This window comes from Enterobacter sp. PP-008-ECC_S150, assembly GCF_045257065.1.
GTDB classification, from domain to species: Bacteria; Pseudomonadota; Gammaproteobacteria; order Enterobacterales; family Enterobacteriaceae; genus Enterobacter; species Enterobacter chengduensis.
The window spans coordinates 17,316-35,307 of sequence record NZ_JBJHHG010000025.1 but is presented as its reverse complement, the minus strand read 5'-3'; the positions used below and the strand labels follow the sequence as shown (position 1 = coordinate 35,307).

At 53.5% G+C, this 17,992-nt stretch carries 27 protein-coding genes and 2 pseudogenes; 24 read left to right on the top strand and 5 right to left on the bottom strand.

All coding sequences use genetic code 11. The features are described from left to right. Window positions 1-117: 117 nt before the first annotated feature. From ACJBF3_RS22020 to ACJBF3_RS22005, 4 genes are all read right to left on the bottom strand, one after another. Window positions 118-276: a YdaE family protein gene (locus ACJBF3_RS22020; RefSeq protein WP_250133110.1), complete on the bottom strand. Its 159-nt coding sequence runs from the start codon at window positions 274-276 to the stop codon at window positions 118-120. A 10-nt stretch (window positions 277-286) separates the two neighbouring features. Next, complete coding sequence (locus tag ACJBF3_RS22015) at window positions 287-484, bottom strand: DUF1482 family protein (RefSeq protein ID WP_213839327.1); 198 nt, start codon at window positions 482-484, stop codon at window positions 287-289. A gap of 412 nt (window positions 485-896) precedes the next feature. Beyond that, on the bottom strand, window positions 897-1,271 hold the full coding sequence (locus ACJBF3_RS22010) for a helix-turn-helix domain-containing protein (RefSeq protein ID WP_406545274.1): 375 nt from the start codon (window positions 1,269-1,271) through the stop codon (window positions 897-899). A gap of 17 nt (window positions 1,272-1,288) precedes the next feature. After that, window positions 1,289-1,702, bottom strand: coding sequence for a helix-turn-helix domain-containing protein (locus ACJBF3_RS22005; protein ID WP_406545273.1), 414 nt, complete (start codon window positions 1,700-1,702; stop codon window positions 1,289-1,291). 115 nt (window positions 1,703-1,817) lie between these two features. Here ACJBF3_RS22005 and ACJBF3_RS22000 point away from each other — a divergent pair, with 115 nt between their 5' ends. The 21 genes and pseudogenes from ACJBF3_RS22000 (at window position 1,818) to ACJBF3_RS21900 (ending at window position 13,798) form a co-directional block, all read left to right on the top strand. After that, complete coding sequence (locus ACJBF3_RS22000) at window positions 1,818-2,045, top strand: YdaS family helix-turn-helix protein (RefSeq protein WP_214596928.1); 228 nt, start codon at window positions 1,818-1,820, stop codon at window positions 2,043-2,045. 2 nt (window positions 2,046-2,047) lie between these two features. Further along, window positions 2,048-2,590, top strand: a complete 543-nt coding sequence (locus ACJBF3_RS21995; protein WP_406545272.1) for a toxin YdaT domain-containing protein — start codon at window positions 2,048-2,050, stop codon at window positions 2,588-2,590. Between the two features lie 435 nt (window positions 2,591-3,025). After that, window positions 3,026-4,018: a replication protein gene (locus ACJBF3_RS21990; protein ID WP_406545280.1), complete on the top strand. Its 993-nt coding sequence runs from the start codon at window positions 3,026-3,028 to the stop codon at window positions 4,016-4,018. Beyond that, entirely contained in the window at window positions 4,002-4,691 is a 690-nt protein-coding gene (locus ACJBF3_RS21985; RefSeq protein ID WP_406545271.1) for a replication protein P, read from the top strand. Before ACJBF3_RS21990 ends, ACJBF3_RS21985 begins: the two co-directional genes overlap by 17 nt. A gap of 41 nt (window positions 4,692-4,732) precedes the next feature. Continuing rightward, window positions 4,733-5,425, top strand: a complete 693-nt coding sequence (locus ACJBF3_RS21980; RefSeq protein ID WP_406545270.1) for a DUF1627 domain-containing protein — start codon at window positions 4,733-4,735, stop codon at window positions 5,423-5,425. Then, window positions 5,412-5,651, top strand: a pseudogene (locus ACJBF3_RS21975) (DUF977 family protein); the annotation flags it as partial. The gene ACJBF3_RS21980 and the pseudogene ACJBF3_RS21975, both read left to right, overlap by 14 nt. A gap of 17 nt (window positions 5,652-5,668) precedes the next feature. After that, window positions 5,669-5,863, top strand: coding sequence for a hypothetical protein (locus ACJBF3_RS21970; protein ID WP_252053123.1), 195 nt, complete (start codon window positions 5,669-5,671; stop codon window positions 5,861-5,863). Further along, window positions 5,860-6,168 carry a hypothetical protein gene (locus ACJBF3_RS21965; protein ID WP_252053121.1) on the top strand — a complete coding sequence of 103 codons (309 nt, stop codon included), beginning with the start codon at window positions 5,860-5,862 and terminating at the stop codon, window positions 6,166-6,168. Before ACJBF3_RS21970 ends, ACJBF3_RS21965 begins: the two co-directional genes overlap by 4 nt. A 1-nt stretch (window position 6,169) precedes the next feature. Then, complete coding sequence (locus ACJBF3_RS21960) at window positions 6,170-6,427, top strand: hypothetical protein (RefSeq protein WP_214596935.1); 258 nt, start codon at window positions 6,170-6,172, stop codon at window positions 6,425-6,427. Beyond that, entirely contained in the window at window positions 6,424-8,499 is a 2,076-nt protein-coding gene (locus ACJBF3_RS21955; protein ID WP_406545269.1) for a DNA cytosine methyltransferase, read from the top strand. The genes ACJBF3_RS21960 and ACJBF3_RS21955 overlap by 4 nt, the downstream gene beginning before the upstream one ends. A 143-nt stretch (window positions 8,500-8,642) precedes the next feature. Beyond that, window positions 8,643-8,876 (top strand): DinI family protein, encoded by a 234-nt coding sequence (locus ACJBF3_RS21950; protein WP_048986190.1) that lies wholly within the window; start codon window positions 8,643-8,645, stop codon window positions 8,874-8,876. Between the two features lie 404 nt (window positions 8,877-9,280). After that, window positions 9,281-9,880: a DUF1367 family protein gene (locus ACJBF3_RS21945; RefSeq protein ID WP_406545268.1), complete on the top strand. Its 600-nt coding sequence runs from the start codon at window positions 9,281-9,283 to the stop codon at window positions 9,878-9,880. Further along, window positions 9,880-10,086 carry a hypothetical protein gene (locus ACJBF3_RS21940; protein ID WP_406545279.1) on the top strand — a complete coding sequence of 69 codons (207 nt, stop codon included), beginning with the start codon at window positions 9,880-9,882 and terminating at the stop codon, window positions 10,084-10,086. The genes ACJBF3_RS21945 and ACJBF3_RS21940 overlap by 1 nt, the downstream gene beginning before the upstream one ends. Before the next feature lie 2 nt (window positions 10,087-10,088). Next, window positions 10,089-10,369: pseudogene (locus ACJBF3_RS21935) on the top strand (hypothetical protein). After that, the gene (locus tag ACJBF3_RS21930) at window positions 10,366-10,722 is read left to right on the top strand and encodes a RusA family crossover junction endodeoxyribonuclease (protein WP_116330018.1); all 357 of its coding nucleotides are present in this window, start codon (window positions 10,366-10,368) and stop codon (window positions 10,720-10,722) included. The pseudogene ACJBF3_RS21935 and the gene ACJBF3_RS21930 overlap by 4 nt, the downstream one beginning before the upstream one ends. Continuing rightward, on the top strand, window positions 10,719-10,859 hold the full coding sequence (locus ACJBF3_RS21925) for a YlcG family protein (RefSeq protein ID WP_406545267.1): 141 nt from the start codon (window positions 10,719-10,721) through the stop codon (window positions 10,857-10,859). Before ACJBF3_RS21930 ends, ACJBF3_RS21925 begins: the two co-directional genes overlap by 4 nt. Then, entirely contained in the window at window positions 10,856-11,665 is an 810-nt protein-coding gene (locus ACJBF3_RS21920; RefSeq protein ID WP_406545266.1) for an antitermination protein, read from the top strand. Before ACJBF3_RS21925 ends, ACJBF3_RS21920 begins: the two co-directional genes overlap by 4 nt. Window positions 11,666-12,139: 474 nt before the next feature. Beyond that, window positions 12,140-12,526 (top strand): phage holin family protein, encoded by a 387-nt coding sequence (locus tag ACJBF3_RS21915; RefSeq protein WP_213839338.1) that lies wholly within the window; start codon window positions 12,140-12,142, stop codon window positions 12,524-12,526. Further along, window positions 12,513-12,794, top strand: coding sequence for a phage holin family protein (locus ACJBF3_RS21910; protein ID WP_074162809.1), 282 nt, complete (start codon window positions 12,513-12,515; stop codon window positions 12,792-12,794). Before ACJBF3_RS21915 ends, ACJBF3_RS21910 begins: the two co-directional genes overlap by 14 nt. A gap of 96 nt (window positions 12,795-12,890) precedes the next feature. Beyond that, window positions 12,891-13,331 (top strand): lysozyme, encoded by a 441-nt coding sequence (locus ACJBF3_RS21905; RefSeq protein WP_063409928.1) that lies wholly within the window; start codon window positions 12,891-12,893, stop codon window positions 13,329-13,331. Next, window positions 13,328-13,798, top strand: a complete 471-nt coding sequence (locus tag ACJBF3_RS21900; RefSeq protein WP_406545265.1) for a lysis protein — start codon at window positions 13,328-13,330, stop codon at window positions 13,796-13,798. Before ACJBF3_RS21905 ends, ACJBF3_RS21900 begins: the two co-directional genes overlap by 4 nt. Before the next feature lie 27 nt (window positions 13,799-13,825). On the opposite strand, the gene ACJBF3_RS21895 is transcribed toward ACJBF3_RS21900, so the two are convergent. Further along, a complete protein-coding gene (locus tag ACJBF3_RS21895; protein WP_231107245.1) occupies window positions 13,826-14,257 on the bottom strand; it encodes a hypothetical protein in 432 nt (143 codons plus the stop codon). A gap of 58 nt (window positions 14,258-14,315) precedes the next feature. Here ACJBF3_RS21895 and ACJBF3_RS21890 point away from each other — a divergent pair, with 58 nt between their 5' ends. Genes ACJBF3_RS21890 through ACJBF3_RS21880 form a run of 3 tightly spaced genes read left to right on the top strand, consistent with a single transcriptional unit; the run spans window position 14,316 to window position 17,992 of the window. After that, window positions 14,316-15,305 carry a terminase small subunit gene (locus ACJBF3_RS21890; RefSeq protein WP_406545264.1) on the top strand — a complete coding sequence of 330 codons (990 nt, stop codon included), beginning with the start codon at window positions 14,316-14,318 and terminating at the stop codon, window positions 15,303-15,305. Further along, window positions 15,283-16,587, top strand: a complete 1,305-nt coding sequence (locus tag ACJBF3_RS21885; RefSeq protein ID WP_303757357.1) for a terminase large subunit domain-containing protein — start codon at window positions 15,283-15,285, stop codon at window positions 16,585-16,587. The genes ACJBF3_RS21890 and ACJBF3_RS21885 overlap by 23 nt, the downstream gene beginning before the upstream one ends. A 4-nt stretch (window positions 16,588-16,591) precedes the next feature. Further along, a complete protein-coding gene (locus ACJBF3_RS21880; RefSeq protein WP_406545263.1) occupies window positions 16,592-17,992 on the top strand; it encodes a DUF4055 domain-containing protein in 1,401 nt (466 codons plus the stop codon).

The following is a 17,992-nucleotide window of genomic DNA, read 5'->3' as shown; positions in this document are numbered from 1 at the left end:
GTAAGATCCCCGGGCCAGAGATAGCGCCCATTGGGTGTGTTTTTGGTTTGGTATAAATTCCGGTGTAACTTTGGTCGGTGGCACCGGACGTAAATCCCGCCTTGCGCGGGGTTTTCGTTATGCTTCGTGAGCCATCTGGTCGAACGAAGCGCAACGTACAGAACAATAATCGCGTTGTTCGCGTTTCAGCTGCGAGCCGTGGATGAAGAGCAGTTCGTTTTTAACTTCCTTCCCTTGCTCGATCGACTTGCGGCAGTACGCGCATTTCTTCAACATCATCGTCTCCTCAGAATTTCGCCGTGGTGTCTGCTGGAACCTCATCGGCGCGTACAATTTTTTCTACCGGGTAACAGTTTCCTGTCACGTGCTGTTCAACCGCTGCCTGTTCGCACTGCTGCTGGCTTTCATAGACATCAACCACTACGTCCTGGAAATCGCCATTGGTCATGCCAATGGTCAGCACTAATGCAAAAAGAGTATTCATCAGTGCGTACCTGCCGGGACCAGATGCGGTTCGATGCTGCGTGAGGCATATGGCCGGCGTATGTGACGCAGATTTCCCTGCGGTTCATGCCAGTAAGTGCCGTCGCTGTAGTTAAAAGAGACCAGCCATGCTGCTCCGGTTCGTTGGTTGCGCATTGGAACAGCGCGACCGCTGTTTGGTACTGATGGGTTGCCTTTCATCTCAATCCCCTTGTTTGCCCTTGTCGCCAGGCTGGCGGAACATTTCTTAACCTGACAACGGTGCGCGTGTTGTCGATGGAATGAAGGTTACAAGTAAAACTAGATTGTGTAAAGCGTGATTTATAGTTTTTCTTTAAATTAAGGGTGGGGGCTTTGATGTAAAGAGTCGCCGTTATGTAAAGGGCTTATTTGAAGGTTTGGTGAGCTGGAAGTTAGGAGGAGTGTTTTTGGGAAAGTTCGATAGCATGAACCATAAGGTTAAGCTTATCTTTATCGTTGAGTTTACTAAAAACAGATAGAAGCGCTTGTTCCTGTTGATCCAATATTTTGTATTGAATGCCTGTTGAGTCACTTTGTGGTTGGGTGCTGCTGTTTTCGTCAGTGAAAAACCAATGCGGAGGCTTACCTGTTACGACAGAGAGTCTGTTCAAGCGATCTCCAGTAGCTAAGTTCTGCCCATTTACCCACTTACTTATTGCCGTGTGAGAGAGCTTTAGTCGGCGTGCTAACTCTGACTTGTTCCATTTATGCTCCCTCATCACCTGCTGAACTTTTATGGAAAAAACTTCTAACAACTGTTTTGACATGACGTGCACGTCCTTACTTATTTTTGTATATCTTTGATGATGTTGGCGACATCACCTTTCAGCAAATCCAGTTCTGAGAGTATTGTTTTGGCATGAACTATCAAGCGGTTTTTCTCTGCCTCTGGCATCTGGTTAAAGAGTGAAAGGAGCGCCTTTTCCTTGTCATCTAACTGGTGAAGCTGAGAGAGTTCAGTTAACTCTTGCTCTGATGGCTCATTTCCTTGCGGAAGGAAAAACCAATGAGTAGGTTTTCCTGTTACAGCAGCAAGGCGTTTAAGTCGCTCTCCTCGCGCTGTTGTTACCCCTTTTGACCATTGCTGCGTTGCCTGAGGGGATACCATAACCCGTCGGGCCAGCTCCGATAGGTTCCAGCCTGTTTCCTGCAGAATCACCTGCATCCTGTAAGCGAAATTTTTATTTTCTTCTTTCATGCCATCCATTCTACAAACCAACCTTGTAATCAGCACTTCAAGTCTTTAACAAGAAAAACTAGTAATGCTTTAAGTTTGAAGATATAGTTTTCCTTGAAGACAACAAGGGGAGCTTATGAATCTACATTTGAAACGTCAGATCTGTCTGATTAAGAACCAAACAGAAATAGCTGAGGCACTTGCAACTAAGCCGCAGACGGTAAGTTTATGGCTAAAAAGTCAGGTTCCTTCACATCGCGTCATACCGTTATGCAAGTTCCTTGATTGGAAAATCACTCCGCATGAAGTACGCAGTGACATTTATCCAAATCCTACAGACGGGCTGCCAAAACAGGAGTCCTGACCATGCATGCCATTTCATATCAACAAAATACCGGAATAACTCCGGTGGCGATGATAAATCGCAATCAGCCAAGTGCGGCAGATAAGCACGAACAGATCCGCCATGCCGTCCGCGCCTGGGCCGCATCACTGGATAACCAGGATGTTGTTGCAGGAATCATCGTTGAGGAATGGGAGAGCCAGGGCGGCGCCGGGCTGGATTTTCCCGAAGACCTTAGCCGTAAGCGTCAGAAACTCTTCCGTTGGCTCGATGGAGATACGGAGTATGCCCGCAAAAACATCAGGCTGCTCTCGCCCGCGATCCTCGCCGTTCTACCACTTGAATTCCGTGGTCGCTTGGTACTTCAGGACTGCTTTATGACGCGGTATGCAGCGATGGAGAAGGAAATCAGCGAAGCGAAACGCGCGGTAATTCTGAAGGCGCCACAGCACCAGCTGGTGAAAGAGGTGAGAGAGGGCATTGAACACCTGCTGGCGCTTCTACCAGGGGAGGCTGTTGTTCAGGTTTTGAGTGGTCTCGCGGTCATGGGCCCAGGCGTCATGTGAGGTGCGCAGTGAATCATGTCGAATTTATTGAAAAGCACGTTCGCGAAGAACTTATCCGGCAGGGCTTCACCGCAGCTGTCGCGCAGGGGGGGCATTACAGGCCGTCGATATGTACAGGCGAATGTCTCAGGCAAGTCGTAAGGGGAGGATTTTCGATGATGTTTTGCGTCACGCGAAGTTATGGGCAGAGAAACAGACAGTTCCGGCAGATCGGTTTGAGTCGAAACGCGTTAAGCGCGAAAAGCTGCAGGGTCTGTTCTGAAAAGGTGAAAGCCGCGGTGCGCGAACACCAACGGCTTTCGGGTGCAAAAACGCGTCGTAATTGCGAGGTCATTATGACAAACGCATGTACTAAACACCAGGCAAAAGGGGCATAGCATGTCGAATGTCGCTTATGCCGATTTTTCGGCACGTAGTGCCATCAGGAGCAACCGGATGGAGAACCAGAAGACCGGATTCATCCCGTTGTACCGGAGCGTACTGAAGAAGCCCTGGGCGAAAGATGTGTTCCTGCGCACGCTGTGGGAAAACCTTCTTTTGGGGGCTGCGCGCCAGCCCTACACGGCGAACTTTAAAGGCCGTCAGTGGCCATTACAAACCGGACAACTGGTAACCACCTCGGCCGATTTGGGGCTGAAATTATGCGACAGGGACGGGAAGCCATGTAGTCGTCACGCCGTGGATAGAATGCTGGATATTTTCGAGCGTGAAGGAATGATTTCTCGCTCTGGAGAGAAGCGAAAAGGCACTGTGATAACTATCACAAATTATGAGCAATACGCTCAAAAAGTGAGCGAATTACCCGCGCAATTCCCCGCGCAATTCCCCGCGCATTACCCCGCGCATGACGAAGCCAGCAGTGGTGCGGCTTGCGGAGGGTATGCCGCGCATTTACCCGCGAATAAGGCCGCGCATTTCACCGAGAATCATGAACAACAATGTAATAACAACAATATAAATAATAAGATCTCTTCGTCTCGGAATTCTGAAGAATCCCGAAACGAGACAACTCAAAAATTCCTCTCTCGTCACCCTGAAGCTGCTGACGGCATCTACACGCCTGCAGGTAAGTCATGGGGAACTGCTGACGATCTCAAAGCCGCTCGCTGGATTCATTCCCTGCGCCTGACGGTGAATTCCAGCCTTAGCGAGCCGAAGTGGGTCGAATGGGCTAACACAATCCGTCTGATGCGCGTGCAGGACAACCGTACTCACTTCGAGATTTGCGACCTGTTCAAGTGGGCCAACAAGGATGATTTCTGGAAAGACAACATCCTGAGCCCTTCCAGCCTGCGCAGGAAGTGGGACGACCTGACAACCAAGCGCCTGCGCAGCGGTGGAAAGGCAACGAAGTCCACAGCGAAGGGCAAGATCGATTTCAACAACACAGACTGGATAAACGGGGTGTTCGATGAAAAGTCTTTCTGAGCAGTTGATGAACTGCGATCGCGAAAATTTCCGCCGCATCGCAAACGGTATGCCCGAAGCGCCAGCGGAACGCCCGCAGGTTGAGCAGACGGCCGAAATTTTTAACGCCCTATTCAGCGCATTGCGCGCCGCGTTCCCGGCCAGCGTACACAGCTTTAACGACCAGGCCGAATTCAACGAGCTGCGTCGTCAGTGGGTGCTGGCATTCCATGAAAATGGGATCACTACCATGGAGCAGGTGAGCGCCGGTCTGCGAGTGGCACGCCGCCAGGAGAAACCATTTCTACCTTCTCCGGGTCAGTTCGTTGCCTGGTGCAAAGAGGAAATCTGCCTGCTGGGCATTACGGTTGACGAAGTGATGGCCGAATACTGGAAATGGCGCCGTCTGGTGTTCCGATATCCGACCAGCGAGCAATACCCATGGCCAGCGCCTGTTCTCTATCACATTTGCATTGAGCTTCGCCGCCAGAGTACCGATCGCCAGATGACAGAAAAGGAGCTGCACCAGGCGGCCGCAAAATGTCTCGCAGACTGGGAAAAACGTGTCTCCGAAGGTAAGCCCATTCCACCAGTTCGCCGCGCGATCGCCGCTCCCGCTAAAGCAAGCGGACCTACGCCAGCAGAAATGCTGAAGGCTCAATACGAACAACGCAAAAGCGCTGGGTTTATTTAATAGGAGTTCCCATGGAAACCGTAATTCAAGTACTGGAAAAAATGGGCCGGGCGACTTACCGCGAAGTGGCTGCCCGTCTGGATGTCGAGCCTGTCGAGGCTCTGAACATGCTGCGCGAACAGCGCGAGCAAGGTCTTTGTGATTTCTCCGACGGTGGCTGGTTCATTGGCTCGGCTAAAGATGCTAAGCGTGTTGCTTTCGTTCCCCAGCCTAAGCCTGCACTACATGGCGAAGCGCCTGAACCAGTTGACCCGGCTGTTATTCGTAGTCTCCTGGCAAAGAATGGCGCCATGGATACCCCTTCACTGGCAACAGCTGTGAACCGTAACGCTCGCGGCATGACCTCCGTAATGCGCGCGCTGGAACGCGTGGGCCTTGTGGTGAAGAACGGGCAGGGCAAAGGCGTAACGTGGTCGCTGCCAGCGACCTCGCCCGAACCGGAGCCAGAACCTGCTGCTGAATATGTAACTGCAGTCAGTGCTGAGCCTGAATTGGCCGCTACCGCGCAGCCGAAGGATATCGCGCAGATTATCAGGGAGATCCCCTCGTTCACCGAAGGGCGAGCAACTGCCCAGACCATTCCGACCGCTCGGGTGATCTCCCGCGAAATCCGCCGCACCAGAAACAAGCTGGCGAGCCTGGAGAAACTGCGCGATGCGGTGCGCGTTGTTGGTCGGCATAAAAATCTCGTGCAGCAGCTGGTAAACGCGGAGGTGGAGAATGGCAAGGCCTAAGACCCATGAGGAACGCAGCCTGTTCATCGCTTGGATCATCGAGATGGTGAAAAAGTATGGCCACGCAACGACCAAAGACATCGTTGAAATGTTTGGCCTGCATCGCACCACCGCTGAGAAATACATCCGAGTTGCGGTGGAGCGGGGGAACCTCATCCGCCACGGCCGGTGCGGCATTTTCCGCGACCAGCGAGCTGTCATCGACTTTGACAGGGAGCGTTTTACGCACAGGGGAGCATCAGAATGAGTGAGGCATGGGAGTTGATCAAAGTTACGTTGGTAGTTATCGGAATTTCTACAGCAGCGCTGGGGGTAATGGCTTTTGTGATGTGGCAAAACCCCTTCCGTTTCATCAAACCGATGTTGGCGGTACGGATTTTGGTGGCATTGATTGCTTATGCCTGGGTGCTTTACTTCATTCCTGGAGCAGCCAAATGACACCTAAACCTTACCGCGCTGATGGCGGTGATATCAGCACTGGTCGACTCAGAGAGATTGCTGACAATCCTTACGGCGACGAAGAGAAATGCTGGCTGGCTAAGCGCGTTCTGGCGCTGCTTGGTGAATTGGAAGCCAAAGACCAGCGGAATGCTGAGCTGGAGGCGCGGGAGGTGAAGCTGCCCCAGCGCTTTGACGTGCAGTCATATTCCTGCTCAGAAGAACCTGACGGCGAATGGTATGCACGCGATGATGTATTGGCTGCTCTTGCTAATGCCGGTGTCCGCTTCTACGAGGAGGGCTGATATGGACCCGTTATTGCAATACGCCTGCAGGCGAGTAGCTGAACTGGAAAGCCTGCTGCTTGTGGAGGTATCAGAAACTGTCTGGCCTGCCGAAGTCGGAATGGTCTACAGCCAGATTGAAAACGCCGGGGATCTCCCGGCGCACCACCAGCGCCGCCTGCAGCATCACATCAATCGGATGTGGCTGGAACGAATGCCGGTACCGTCAATTGTCGCTGCTGCCCGTTCGCTGGCCGCCGCCATGGAGGAATACGCGTGAGAGAGATTATCGTTGATAACTTTGCCGGAGGCGGCGGGGCGAGTACGGGCATTGAGTTGGCTACCGGCCGGAGCGTGGACATCGCGATCAATCACGACCCGAACGCCGTGGCGATGCACACTACCAACCATCCGGACACGTTGCACTATTGCGAATCCGTGTACGAGGTAAAGCCGAAGATTGCTACTGCAGGTCGCCCGGTAGGGCTCGCCTGGTTCTCGCCGGACTGCCGTCATTTCTCAAAAGCCAAGGGCGCTAAGCCAGTTGAGAAAGCGATTCGCGGACTGGCGTGGATCGTTATTCGCTGGGCGCTGGAAGTAGGCCCGCGCGTAATGATGCTGGAGAACGTTGAAGAATTTAAAACGTGGGGGCCGTTGCTGGTCGGAGAGATGCGACCGGATCCTGAGCGCGCCGGTGAAACATTCGAGGCGTTTATCGGCATGCTTAGCACCGGAGTGCCCGCTGATCATCCTGCGCTTTTGGAATGCTGCGAGTTCCTGCAGCTGTCACCGGAGAGTGAGCAGGTGCAGCAGCTAGTGGCCGGGCTCGGTTATGACGTGGACTATCGCGAACTGCGTGCATGCGACTATGGCGCTCCGACCATCAGGAAACGCTTTTTCATGGTGATGCGCCGGGATGGGAAGCCGGTCGCCTGGCCGCAAGCAACCCACGCGGATCCGAAGTCGCCTGCTGTCCAAATGGGCAGGCTGGCGCCATGGCGCACCGCTGCAGAGTGCATCGACTGGTCGATTGGTGCGCCGTCAATCTTTGAGCGCAAAAAGCCGCTGGCGGAGAATACGCTGAAGCGTATTGCCCGCGGCATACAGCGTTTTGTCCTGGATAACCCGGCGCCGTTTATCGTGAAGTGCAACCACACCACGACGAAAGGTAAATACGACTGCTTCCGCGGCCAGGCGCTGGAGGAACCGCTGCAGACCATTACCAAAACCCATGGATATGCGATAGCCGTGCCGCACTTGACCAAGTTCCGCACCGGCGCCACCGGGCAACCAGTAACTGAGCCGGTACCAACGGTCACCGCTGGCACATCCCGGCGCCCGGGCGGCAATGGGCATGCTCTCGGAGTAGTTGAGGCAGCGCTTACACCGTTCCTGGCTGGCAACGGCGGCAGTGAATACCAGGCGAAGCCGCGACCGCTGGACAAGCCAGCACATACCATCATGAAGCAGTCCCGTGCGTGCGTGGTTGCCCCTGTTATCGCCAGGCAGTTCGGCGCCAGCGTAGGACATCGGGCAGACGAACCCAGCGCGACAATCACTGCTGGTGGCGGCGGAAAATCGCAGCTGGTGATGCCCACGCTTATTCAGATGGGCTATGGCGAACGCCCTGGGCAGGAGCCTCGTGTCCCAGGTCTGCATAAGCCACTGGGCACGGTCGTCGCCGGTGGCGGCAAGTTCGGGCTGGTGGCCGCGAATCTGGTGAAGCACTATGGCGGGAATTACCAGGGGGCCGGGGTGGGTATGGACGAGCCGATGCATTCAGTGACAACTGTTGATCACCATGCAGTTGTCGCTGCGCACTTGATGGTCAATAACACTGGCCATCCGGGCGGAGAGATGGGGAAGCCAACGCATACCATCACCACGGGAAATCACCATGCCGCGGTTACCTCTCACCTCGTGAAGTTGCGAGGCACCTGTCGGGACGGACAGCGCACCGACCAGCCAATGCCGACCATTACCGCTGGTGGCACGCATGTCGGAGAGGTTAAAACCATGCTGGCCGTAGACGGGTACGACGAGCAGCGCGCGCAGCAGGTGCTGGAGTTCCTACGCGAATACTGCGGACCGGAAAGCACTGGCCTGGTGACCATCGAAGGGGTGGTGTATCGCATAGTAGATATTGGCATGCGCATGCTGCAGCCACATGAGCTATACCGGGCGCAGGGCTTCCCTGAGTGGTACATCATCGACAGAGACTACCGCGGCGTGAAGTATGCGAAGGATAAGCAGGTAGCCCGCTGCGGTAATGCCGTTCCGCCGCCGTTCGCCGAGGCGCTGGTGAGAGCAAATCTCCCTGAACTCTGCCAATCGAAAGAAATTGCAGCATAGAAAAGGCTTATTATTCAACCCGCTACGGCGGGTTTTATTTTTACTTCCTGACATGGGATTAACATTTTGTGCTCTTAAGGCGTTGACCATTTTTTCATGTAGGTATACTGTATAAAAATACAGTGCAAGCAAAGGAGGCCACAATGAAAGTTGAATTAACCATTGATCGTACTAAAAAACTTCCTAATGGCGCAGTACCGGCGCTGGAAAAAGAACTTTTAAAACGACTCCAGAATCATTTTGAAGATTGCAGCCTTGTTATTCGTCGTGCAGGTTCGGATGGGCTAAGTGTTTACGGCGGTGAAAAGGAAGCAAAGAAGACGGTCGAGGGGATTCTTCAGGAAACCTGGGAAAGTGCAGACGACTGGTTCTATTAAGATTGCACACAGGGGTAGCGCGCATTTTCAGAATACCGCAATTTGCGAATCCCTTTGATGCTGCTGCCGACAATTTCTAATCGCGTCTGTATGTCGCTCAGGGGGATTTCGTGGAGGGTGTAGCTCAGTCAGATCTACGAGTGACCATAACCGATGGGAAAGGAAAAGAGCTGCTGACGTTCAGTATGAGGGCGGAGGAGCGGTATATAATTTCCACCAACGACAGTTCCATAACTCACAGAAAACTAAGCAGGGACGATCGATACTGGTCGAAGGAAACCATAATGGAAGTTGTAAGGGAAATGACTTCAAAAAATTGACTTGTCACTACGTACGCAATCATAATTCTTGAGCTGGCCTGAACAACCAGCAACCTGACATCGATGCGCCACGGAGTGAAAACCATGGCGCAGTTACAACTCATCAAACAGTCCTCAGGGATCCTGATCCCGGCTACGCCGGAGAGCAGCGATTTTCTGCAATCAAAAATCAAGCTCGGCGCCGTGCTGGTGGCCGACTTCAAACAGGTACGCAATCCAGCGTTTCATCGCCGTTTCTTCGCTTTGCTGAATCTGGGCTTCGAATACTGGGAGCCGACCGGCGGCGCGATTTCCTCCAATGAGCGCAAGCTGGTTACCGGCTACGCTAAATTTCTGGCCTCCTATGGCGGCAACGAAGGAGCACTACTAGATGCCGCTGAGCACTATCTTGAGCAGGTAGCGAGTCGCCGCGTCACGAACGGGATCAGCCTCTGTAAATCCTTCGATGCATACCGCGCCTGGGTGACGATTCAGGCCGGGCATTACGACGCCATAAAGCTACCGGATGGCACTCTTCAGAAACATCCTCGCAGCATCTCGTTCGCGAACATGGACGAAACCGAGTTCCAGCAGCTGTACAAAGCCGCGCTCGATGTCCTCTGGCGCTGGATATTGTCAAAAGCGTTCAGGGACCAGCGCGAGGCAGAGAACGCCGCTGCGCAGCTCATGAGCTTCGCGGGGTGATGGGGATGAAGCATACCTGGTTCCATCATACCGATTGCTCAACCCAGCAGGCCGATGAACTCATGGCGAAATATCAGCGCCGCGGCGTAAAGGTAGAGCGCAGCCTGAACCCCGATTATCTCACCTGGACCGTCAGTGCCCGGCTGCCTGAAGGCAATAAACCACCGCGTATAAATCGCCAGTGGCAAAACCGGATATGGGGGTGAGCATGGCTATTTATCGCAGCAAAAAGTGGCTCGCCGCCGTCGGGCAGATCGAGCGTTGTGTTCTTTGTGGGCATGGGGAACGCAGGTGGCACATCGGAACGAAGGGAAAGGCATGGGATTAAAAACCGATGACTGTGCGACAGCTGCGCTCTGCGTTTGCTGTCATGACGGCATTGATAACGGGAATAAGCTGAACAGGGAAGAGCGCCGGCAGCTTATGGACCGCGCGATTGTTCTGACAGTGATTGAAGTTGCCCGCCGCGGGCTGGTGGTGCCCGCATGAAAATTTACGAAATTACGCCGATTGGCAAGCCCAGAATGACTCAGCGTGACCGATGGCATAAACGACCAGAAACTGCAGCGTACTGGGCATACAAAGAGCATGTCAGGTTGCTGGGCATCCGTTTGCCTGAGTCCGGATATCACGTCACTTTCGTTATCCCCATGCCAAAGAGCTGGAGTAAGGCAAAGCGGGCCCAATATGTCGGCCAGCCACATCAACAAAAGCCGGACAAAGACAACCTGGAGAAAGCTTTGCTGGATGCAGTGTTTGACGAGGATAGCCATGTCTGGGACGGACGGGTTACCAAAATCTGGGGAGAAACCGGGCAAATCATTATCGAGGAGGCCAGATGAAGCCAGAAACGCTTGATAAACTCCGCGCGCGCTGGCAGCGCCTTCGCATTTACCGCTACCGGGGATCGGTGCTGGTGGATTACCGCATTCTTCGTAATTTTGTTCGTATCTATCATTCAGCAGGAGCAGCCCAATGAACCTCGAATCAATCGCTAAATACTTCGCGCCTAAATCACCGATGTTCAGTGACTCCTCGAGGGCGACAGCCACCGACTGCCTGACCGGAACTGACGTGATGGCCGCACTTGGGCTGGTTAACGCGAAGTGCGGATTTGGCTTTGATCTCTACCTGGCAAAGATTGGCATAAGTAGCCCAGACCGGGCGATGGAGGCGCTCTATGATTCAGCTGTTGAGATATCCCAACGCTTCAAATCAGTTAAAGAACTCGATGAAAAAGTTCGCCGACGCGTGCTCGAAATTATGTGTGCTTTTGCATACCAGGATTATGCGCGCAGCGCGGCCAGTGTGCGCAGATGTGACTGCTGCGATGGTAGCGGCTTTACCGAAGTCGAAGTTTTCACCAATAAAATTCAGTACCCGGACGGAAAGCCACCAAAATGGGCAAAAGTTACCAAGGGCGTTTTCCCCTCGTACTGGGAGGAGTGGAAATCAGTTCGGGAGAACGCGAGGGTTCTATGCAAAGCGTGCAAAGGTAAAGGCGTTATCAGTAATGCCTGTCGCTGCCACGGTAAAGGGAAGGTGCTGGATAAGGAGAAAACTGACGAACAGGGCGTGCCGGTTATGAAAGTTTGTGACCGGTGCACGGGGAGAGGTTATGCACGACTTAAATTCTCCAATGTTTTGGAAGGCGTTCGTACCGTATGGGATGTAAAAAAAACCACTGCTTACGATCATGTGCAACCGCTGTTTGAATTGCTGGTGGAGGAATGCCACAGGCAAGAAGGTTATGCAGACAAAGCTTTAAAGTCAGTTACAAAGTAGGATGAATTTCTACAAATCGGAATCATTATAGAAAAAAGATATTGAGGTTCGCGGAATTTTCGTCTAGAATCAACTCTAACGCTGGGAATCCGTTCAATCGTTTCGGCCAGCATGAAAATTCAGCCCTGCGGTTTACGCCGTGGGGCTTTTGCATTTCTGGAGGGAAGAAAATGCACAACTAAAACGGACAGACCGCAACCGAAAGGCCATGCAGCAGTCATGATGCTGCCCTGAGTCGCCATTGAGCGAGCCTGCATAGCATCGGGTTAAGGTTCTAATTAAAAGTAGCTTCGGTAAAGCAGCGCGAACGCCAAACGCGCACCGGTTATGAGCGGCGATTAAGCGACAGCACCTCAAAGGCATGAGCGTGGCCACTCCGGGAAGTGGCAAAGAATTTTTAGAGCCTCGCATATGCGGGGCTTTCTTATTTCCCCTCAAATTTACTGAGAGGATTCACAGCATTGAGGGGGACCTATGTCCGATCCGATTTCCGGCACTGGCTTAGCCGGTGGTGCTCTGACGGGTGCCAGTATCTATGGCCTGCTTACAGGTACCGATTATGGCGTGGTTTTTGGCGCATTTGCAGGAGCTGTATTCTATATCGCGACAGCTGCTGATCTGAGTGCGACCCGTCGACTGGCATATTTTGTCGTGTCGTACATTGCCGGGATCTTATGTTCCGGGCTGGTAGGCTCAAAGCTGTCTGCCTGGACCGGATATAGTGATAAACCTCTTGACGCCATCGGTGCCGTAATCATTTCCGCATTAGCCGTCAAAATCCTGACGTTCCTGAACAACCAGGATGTCGGCTCGCTGGTGGCGCTGATAACGCGCCGGGGAGGTTCAGGTGGTACTAAATGACCCAACTGCAACATTAAACGCCCTGCTCTGCGCCGGAGTGGTGGTTACCCTGATGTTTTACCGTCGAGGTGATTCCCGGCATCGTCCGTGGGTTTCGCGTTTAGCCTGGCTGATTACCGTCACGTACAGCGCTGTGCCACTGGCTTACCTGTGTGGGATTTATCCTCATTCGTCATGGGCCACTATTGGGGCCAACATCATTTTCCTTTCCGTGCTGGTGGCCGTAAGAGGCAACGTTGCGCGCCTGGTTGATGCACTGAGGCACTAATGAACCAATCACAATTTCAAAAGGCGGTAAGTATCAGCCGAGCGATGGGCTTCGTGGCACTGACGTACTTCTGGGAACACATAACGGGGATGAAGAATGCAAACTAGTGATAAAGGCTTTGCCCTAATCAAGCAGTTCGAAGGCTGCAAGCTCACCGCGTACCAGGACAGCGTCGGAGTGTGGACAATTGGCTATGGGTGGACTCAGCCTGTCGACGGCAAACCGATCCGCGCCGGGATGACGATTAAGCAGGAAACGGCAGAACGCCTGCTGAAGACAGGACTAGTCAGCTACGAAAGTGACGTGTCCCGCCTGGTTAAAGTCGATCTGACTCAGGGGCAATTCGATGCTCTGGTGTCTTTCACTTACAATCTCGGTGCCCGGTCTTTGTCAACATCTACGCTCCTGCGAAAACTCAACGCCAGTGATTACGCTGGCGCAGCTGATGAGTTCCTGCGCTGGAATAAAGCTGGTGGTAAAGTCCTGAATGGCCTGGCCCGTCGGCGCGAGGCGGAGCGCGCTCTGTTCCTGTCATGATTAGCGCGCTGGTTAAGCGTTACTGGATGCAATTGCTGGTAGTGGTCCTAATTGGTGTGTTGACGTTCTTCGTCAACCGATACCGAGACAATGCTATCACCTACAAAGACCAGCGCGATAAAGCCACCAAAGCTCTCAACCTGGCTAACTCCACGATCAAAGATATGCAGGTGCGCCAGCGAGATTTGGCTGCGCTGGATGCCAAATACACCGGAGAACTGGCTGATGCCAAAGCTACTATCGATCAGCTTGAGCGCGATGTTGCTTCTGGCAAGCGTCGGCTGCAGCTCAACGCAAACTGTCCCGCGAACGGAACGACCAGCACCGGCGGCCTGGGCGATGCTACCGGCCCCCGACTTACTGACTCCGCTGAACGGGATTATTTCAACCTCAGAGAGCGAATCGTCACAGTGACGAAGCAGGTCGGCTATCTGCAGGACTACATCCGCACGCAGTGCCTGAAATAGTCAATACATCAATGCCTTAAGGATGTGCTAAAGAAAACCGCTTTTCTTCAGTTTTTTAGCCAATAAGTAATTAGTGATTGCTGCAAGAGAAATCCCAACAATCCACGGCACAGCTGAATCAAGCATTAGTGAGTTGTTCACGTTAATGCTGGCGGTGATGCAGGCAAAGGTATTTGTTAAAACAAACCACGCAAAAAGAATCTGCTTCATTTGGTTATCTCCATGTGTTTCATCCCAGCAATATCCATCTACAAGCCAGCAAAAGCAAGTTGGCGCATAACAAAGCGTGGCAGGCGAACTGCCAGAAACCAAAATTAGCGAGGTCCAAGTGATCGCAACCATCGGAACAATTCTTGTTTGGACTCTAATCGTTGTTGCAGCAGCCGCTGGGCTGTTTTTCGCATTCATCGGCTTTATGTTTTTTATCAGCTGGCCAAAGTGACGCTGACTGTTAACCACTACAAAGCTCATCAGCTGGTGGGCTTGATAATGGTTATCTGAAACAGGAATGGAAAGAATGGCAAAACCGGACTGGGGCGAGCTTCAGCAACGGTTCCTGTCCGAACATGCCGCAACCGGCGTATCACCAAAGGAATGGTGTGAAGCGCAGGGACTGAACTACGCTACCGCACGTCGATATATCAAAAAACCTTCTGCGCAAACTGCGCAAAAACCTGCGCAGAAAAAAATGCGCACTGCGCAGAAAGATAAAAGCGCAAATGAGCTGGTGGATGATGATGGGCTTACCGCTCAGCAGCGCTTATTTGTCGCGGAACACCTGAAGGACAACAACGCCACCGCTGCAGCTGCACGTGCTGGTTATAGTGACCCAAACTACGGTCGCCAGCTCATAACGAATCCTAACGTTGCCCATGCCATTGCGCGGCAGCAGAAAGCCTCTATTGCGCGCACGCTTGGCAGTGCCGATGAAGTGCTCGCGCAGATGTGGCAACTCGCCACTTTCGATGCAAATCAGCTTTCACAGTATCGCCGCGGCGCATGTCGTTACTGCTGGGGCTTCGGTCACCAGTACCAGTGGCGCGATATGGTGGAGTTCGAAGAGAAGCGGCTGGAAGCTACAGAACGCGATAAACGCGAGCCCGTCGATGTTGGTGGTTACGGCTATGACCACACCCGTGAGCCTAACCCTGCTTGCCCGCGCTGCAATGGCGATGGCATTGGCCAGCCTTACTTCGCTGATACCAGGAAACTCCCCCCTGACGCTGCTTTGGCGTATTCCGGCGTCAAGCTAGGGAAGAATGGTGTCGAGATAACGGCAATCAGCCGCGAACGTATGTACGAAGCCGTAATGAAGCGCCTGGGCTTGGCCGATAGCGAATTCGCGCAGCGCCTCCAGCAAATCGAAATCGACCGCCGGCAGTTGGAGATTGAGAAACTCCGCAAAGAGCTGGCCGGTGATGGTGATGATGACGAACCAACACCAGTGCAGATCAACATCAACGTAGTGGATGCGAGGGAAGAAGATGGGGATCAGCCCGACACTTAACATTCCTCAGGCGCGCTTCCTCGCGATGGAGCACAAGTTTAAAGCCTACGTTGCCGGGTTCGGTTCCGGTAAAACGTGGGTGGGTTGTGGCGGCATCTGCAAAGGGATGTGGGAACACCCGAAAATCAACCAGGGTTATTTCGCGCCGACGTACCCGCAGATTCGTGACATCTTCTACCCGACGATCGAAGAGGTGGCCTTTGACTGGGGGCTGAGCGTAAAAATCAATGAGGGGAACAAAGAGGTTCACTTCTACGAGGGGCGGCGGTTCCGCGGGACCACAATATGCCGCTCGATGGAGAAGCCCGGCTCGATAGTTGGTTTCAAAATCGGTAACGCGATGGTGGATGAGCTGGATGTCATGGCGGCTGCCAAAGCGCAGCAAGCATGGCGAAAAATCATCGCCCGTATGCGTTACAAGGTTGATGGGCTGCGTAACGGTATTGACGTCACGACAACGCCGGAGGGGTTCAAATTCGTTTACCAGCAATTCGTGAAGGCGGTGCGTGAAAAACCAGAGCTTGCGGCGCTGTACGGACTGATTCAGGCCAGCACGTTCGACAACGCGAAGAACCTGCCCGCGGATTACATTCCTTCGCTGATGAATTCCTACCCGCCGGAGTTGATTAAGGCGTATCTGAGGGGGCGCTTCACCAACCTGACCAGCGGCACCATCTATCACCAGTTCGATCGACGTCTGAATAACTGTATTGATGAAGAACAGGCAGGCGAACCGCTCTATATCGGCATGGACTTTAACGTAGGCAAAATGGCGGCCATCGTCCACGTCCTTCGCAATGGCGAGCCGCGCGCGGTACGTGAGCTGATAAAAGTTTATGACACACCGGCCATGATAAAGCGTATCCAGGAAGAGTTCTGGCGCTACGAGGGCGGGCGCTATGTTGCCTCCAGGCAGATTTACATCTATCCGGATGCCTCCGGCGATTCACGAAAGTCCAATAACGCCAGCGCCACCGATATTGCGCAGCTCAAGCAGGCCGGATTCAGCGTGGTGGTGAACGCAGCCAACCCGCCGGTAAAGGATCGCATTAACTCCATGAATGCCATGTTCTGCAACGGCAACGGTGAGCGCCGCTACAAAGTTAACATTGCTCGCTGCCCGGTGTATACAGACAGCCTTGAACAGCAGGTATGGGCGGCAAACGGCGAGCCGGATAAATCAGCCGACAACGATCACCCAAACGACGCTGGTGGTTATTTCATCGTGAAGCAATTCCCGATCATCAAACCCACCGGAAAAGTCACTCAACTACGGATGTAACTCCATGCCTGACATCTCAACACCCAATCTGGACTATGGGAACATGGTCGAGGCGTGGGATATCAATGATGCCCTGATGGGCGGCACGCTCTATATGCGACAACTGGGCGAGGCATATCTCCCGCGCTGGCCGAAAGAAGACAAAGAGGACTATAAAAAACGCCTCTCCGTGGCCACGCTTTTGCCCGCCTACGAAGAGACCATTAAGCAAAACATAGGGCGCGTATTTGCCGAGCCGATTAAGCTGGCCGAGAACGTTCCTGATCAACTGCGCGAGTTTGCGAAGAACATCGACCTGGAAGGCACCCGCCTCGATGTCTGGGCTCAGTCATTCTTCGGCCTTGCGATGCAGTATGGCCTCTCCCATGCGCTGGTGGACTATCCCAGGGTGGACCCAGAAAGGGTGAAAACCAAAGCGGATGAGAAAGCTACCGGAGCGCGCCCGTACGTCACAATGCTAAATCCCCGCCAGGTAATCGGATGGAAGTCGAAGATGGCGGACGGTAAGCTGGTGCTCACCGCGCTGCGCATCAAAGAGGTGGTTGTCGAGGACGGTGACGACTTCGGGCAAACAAAGGTGGAACAGATACGTTATCTGACGCCGGGAAAGGTGGAAATCTACCGCAAGTCCAGAGGTACCGAGGGCGCGGCGAACTGGGAAATATTCGATCAATGGGAGACCTCTCGTAAAGATATCACCCTGGTGACGCTCTACACCAAGCGCACCGGGTTTATGTGTGGTTCACCGCCTCTACTCAATATGGCCCTGCTGAATATCAAGCACTGGCAGAGCCAAAGTGAGCAGGACAACATCCTGCACGTCGCCCGGGTGCCGATACTGACGGTGTTCGGGCTTGAGCAGGGAGAAGAGCTGGTAATTGGGTCTTCGTCTGCCACGTCATTCTCCGATCGGCAAAAGCAGGGCCTGGAATACGTCGAGCACACTGGCTCCTCTATCGGTGCCGGCAAAGAGTCGCTGGCAGAGCTGGTGGAGCAGATGCGCCAGGCTGGCGCGAAGCTGCTGCGCACGGAGAACACCTCTACCAAATCGGTGGATCAGACCTCCGAAGAGAAAATGCAGGAGCAGTCGCCGCTCTACACTATGGCCACCAGCCTCGAAGACGCGATCGACAACATCCTGCAGATCATGGCTGAGTACATCGGCGAGAAGGAGGGCGGCAACGTAGATGTGCGCACCGAGCTGGATGTTGAGTCGAAAGAATTCAACCCGCCTGCTGCGCTGGCTATTCAGTCCCTGCGCCAGGGCGGTGACCTTCGCCGTATCGATGCGATTAAAGCCCTGCAAAAACTCAACCTGATTGATGCCGATGCGGATCCTGATACGGTGCTGAGCGAGTTGCTGGCCGAGTCTGCGTCACTGAGTGAACCACCGCCGGGGGTGTGA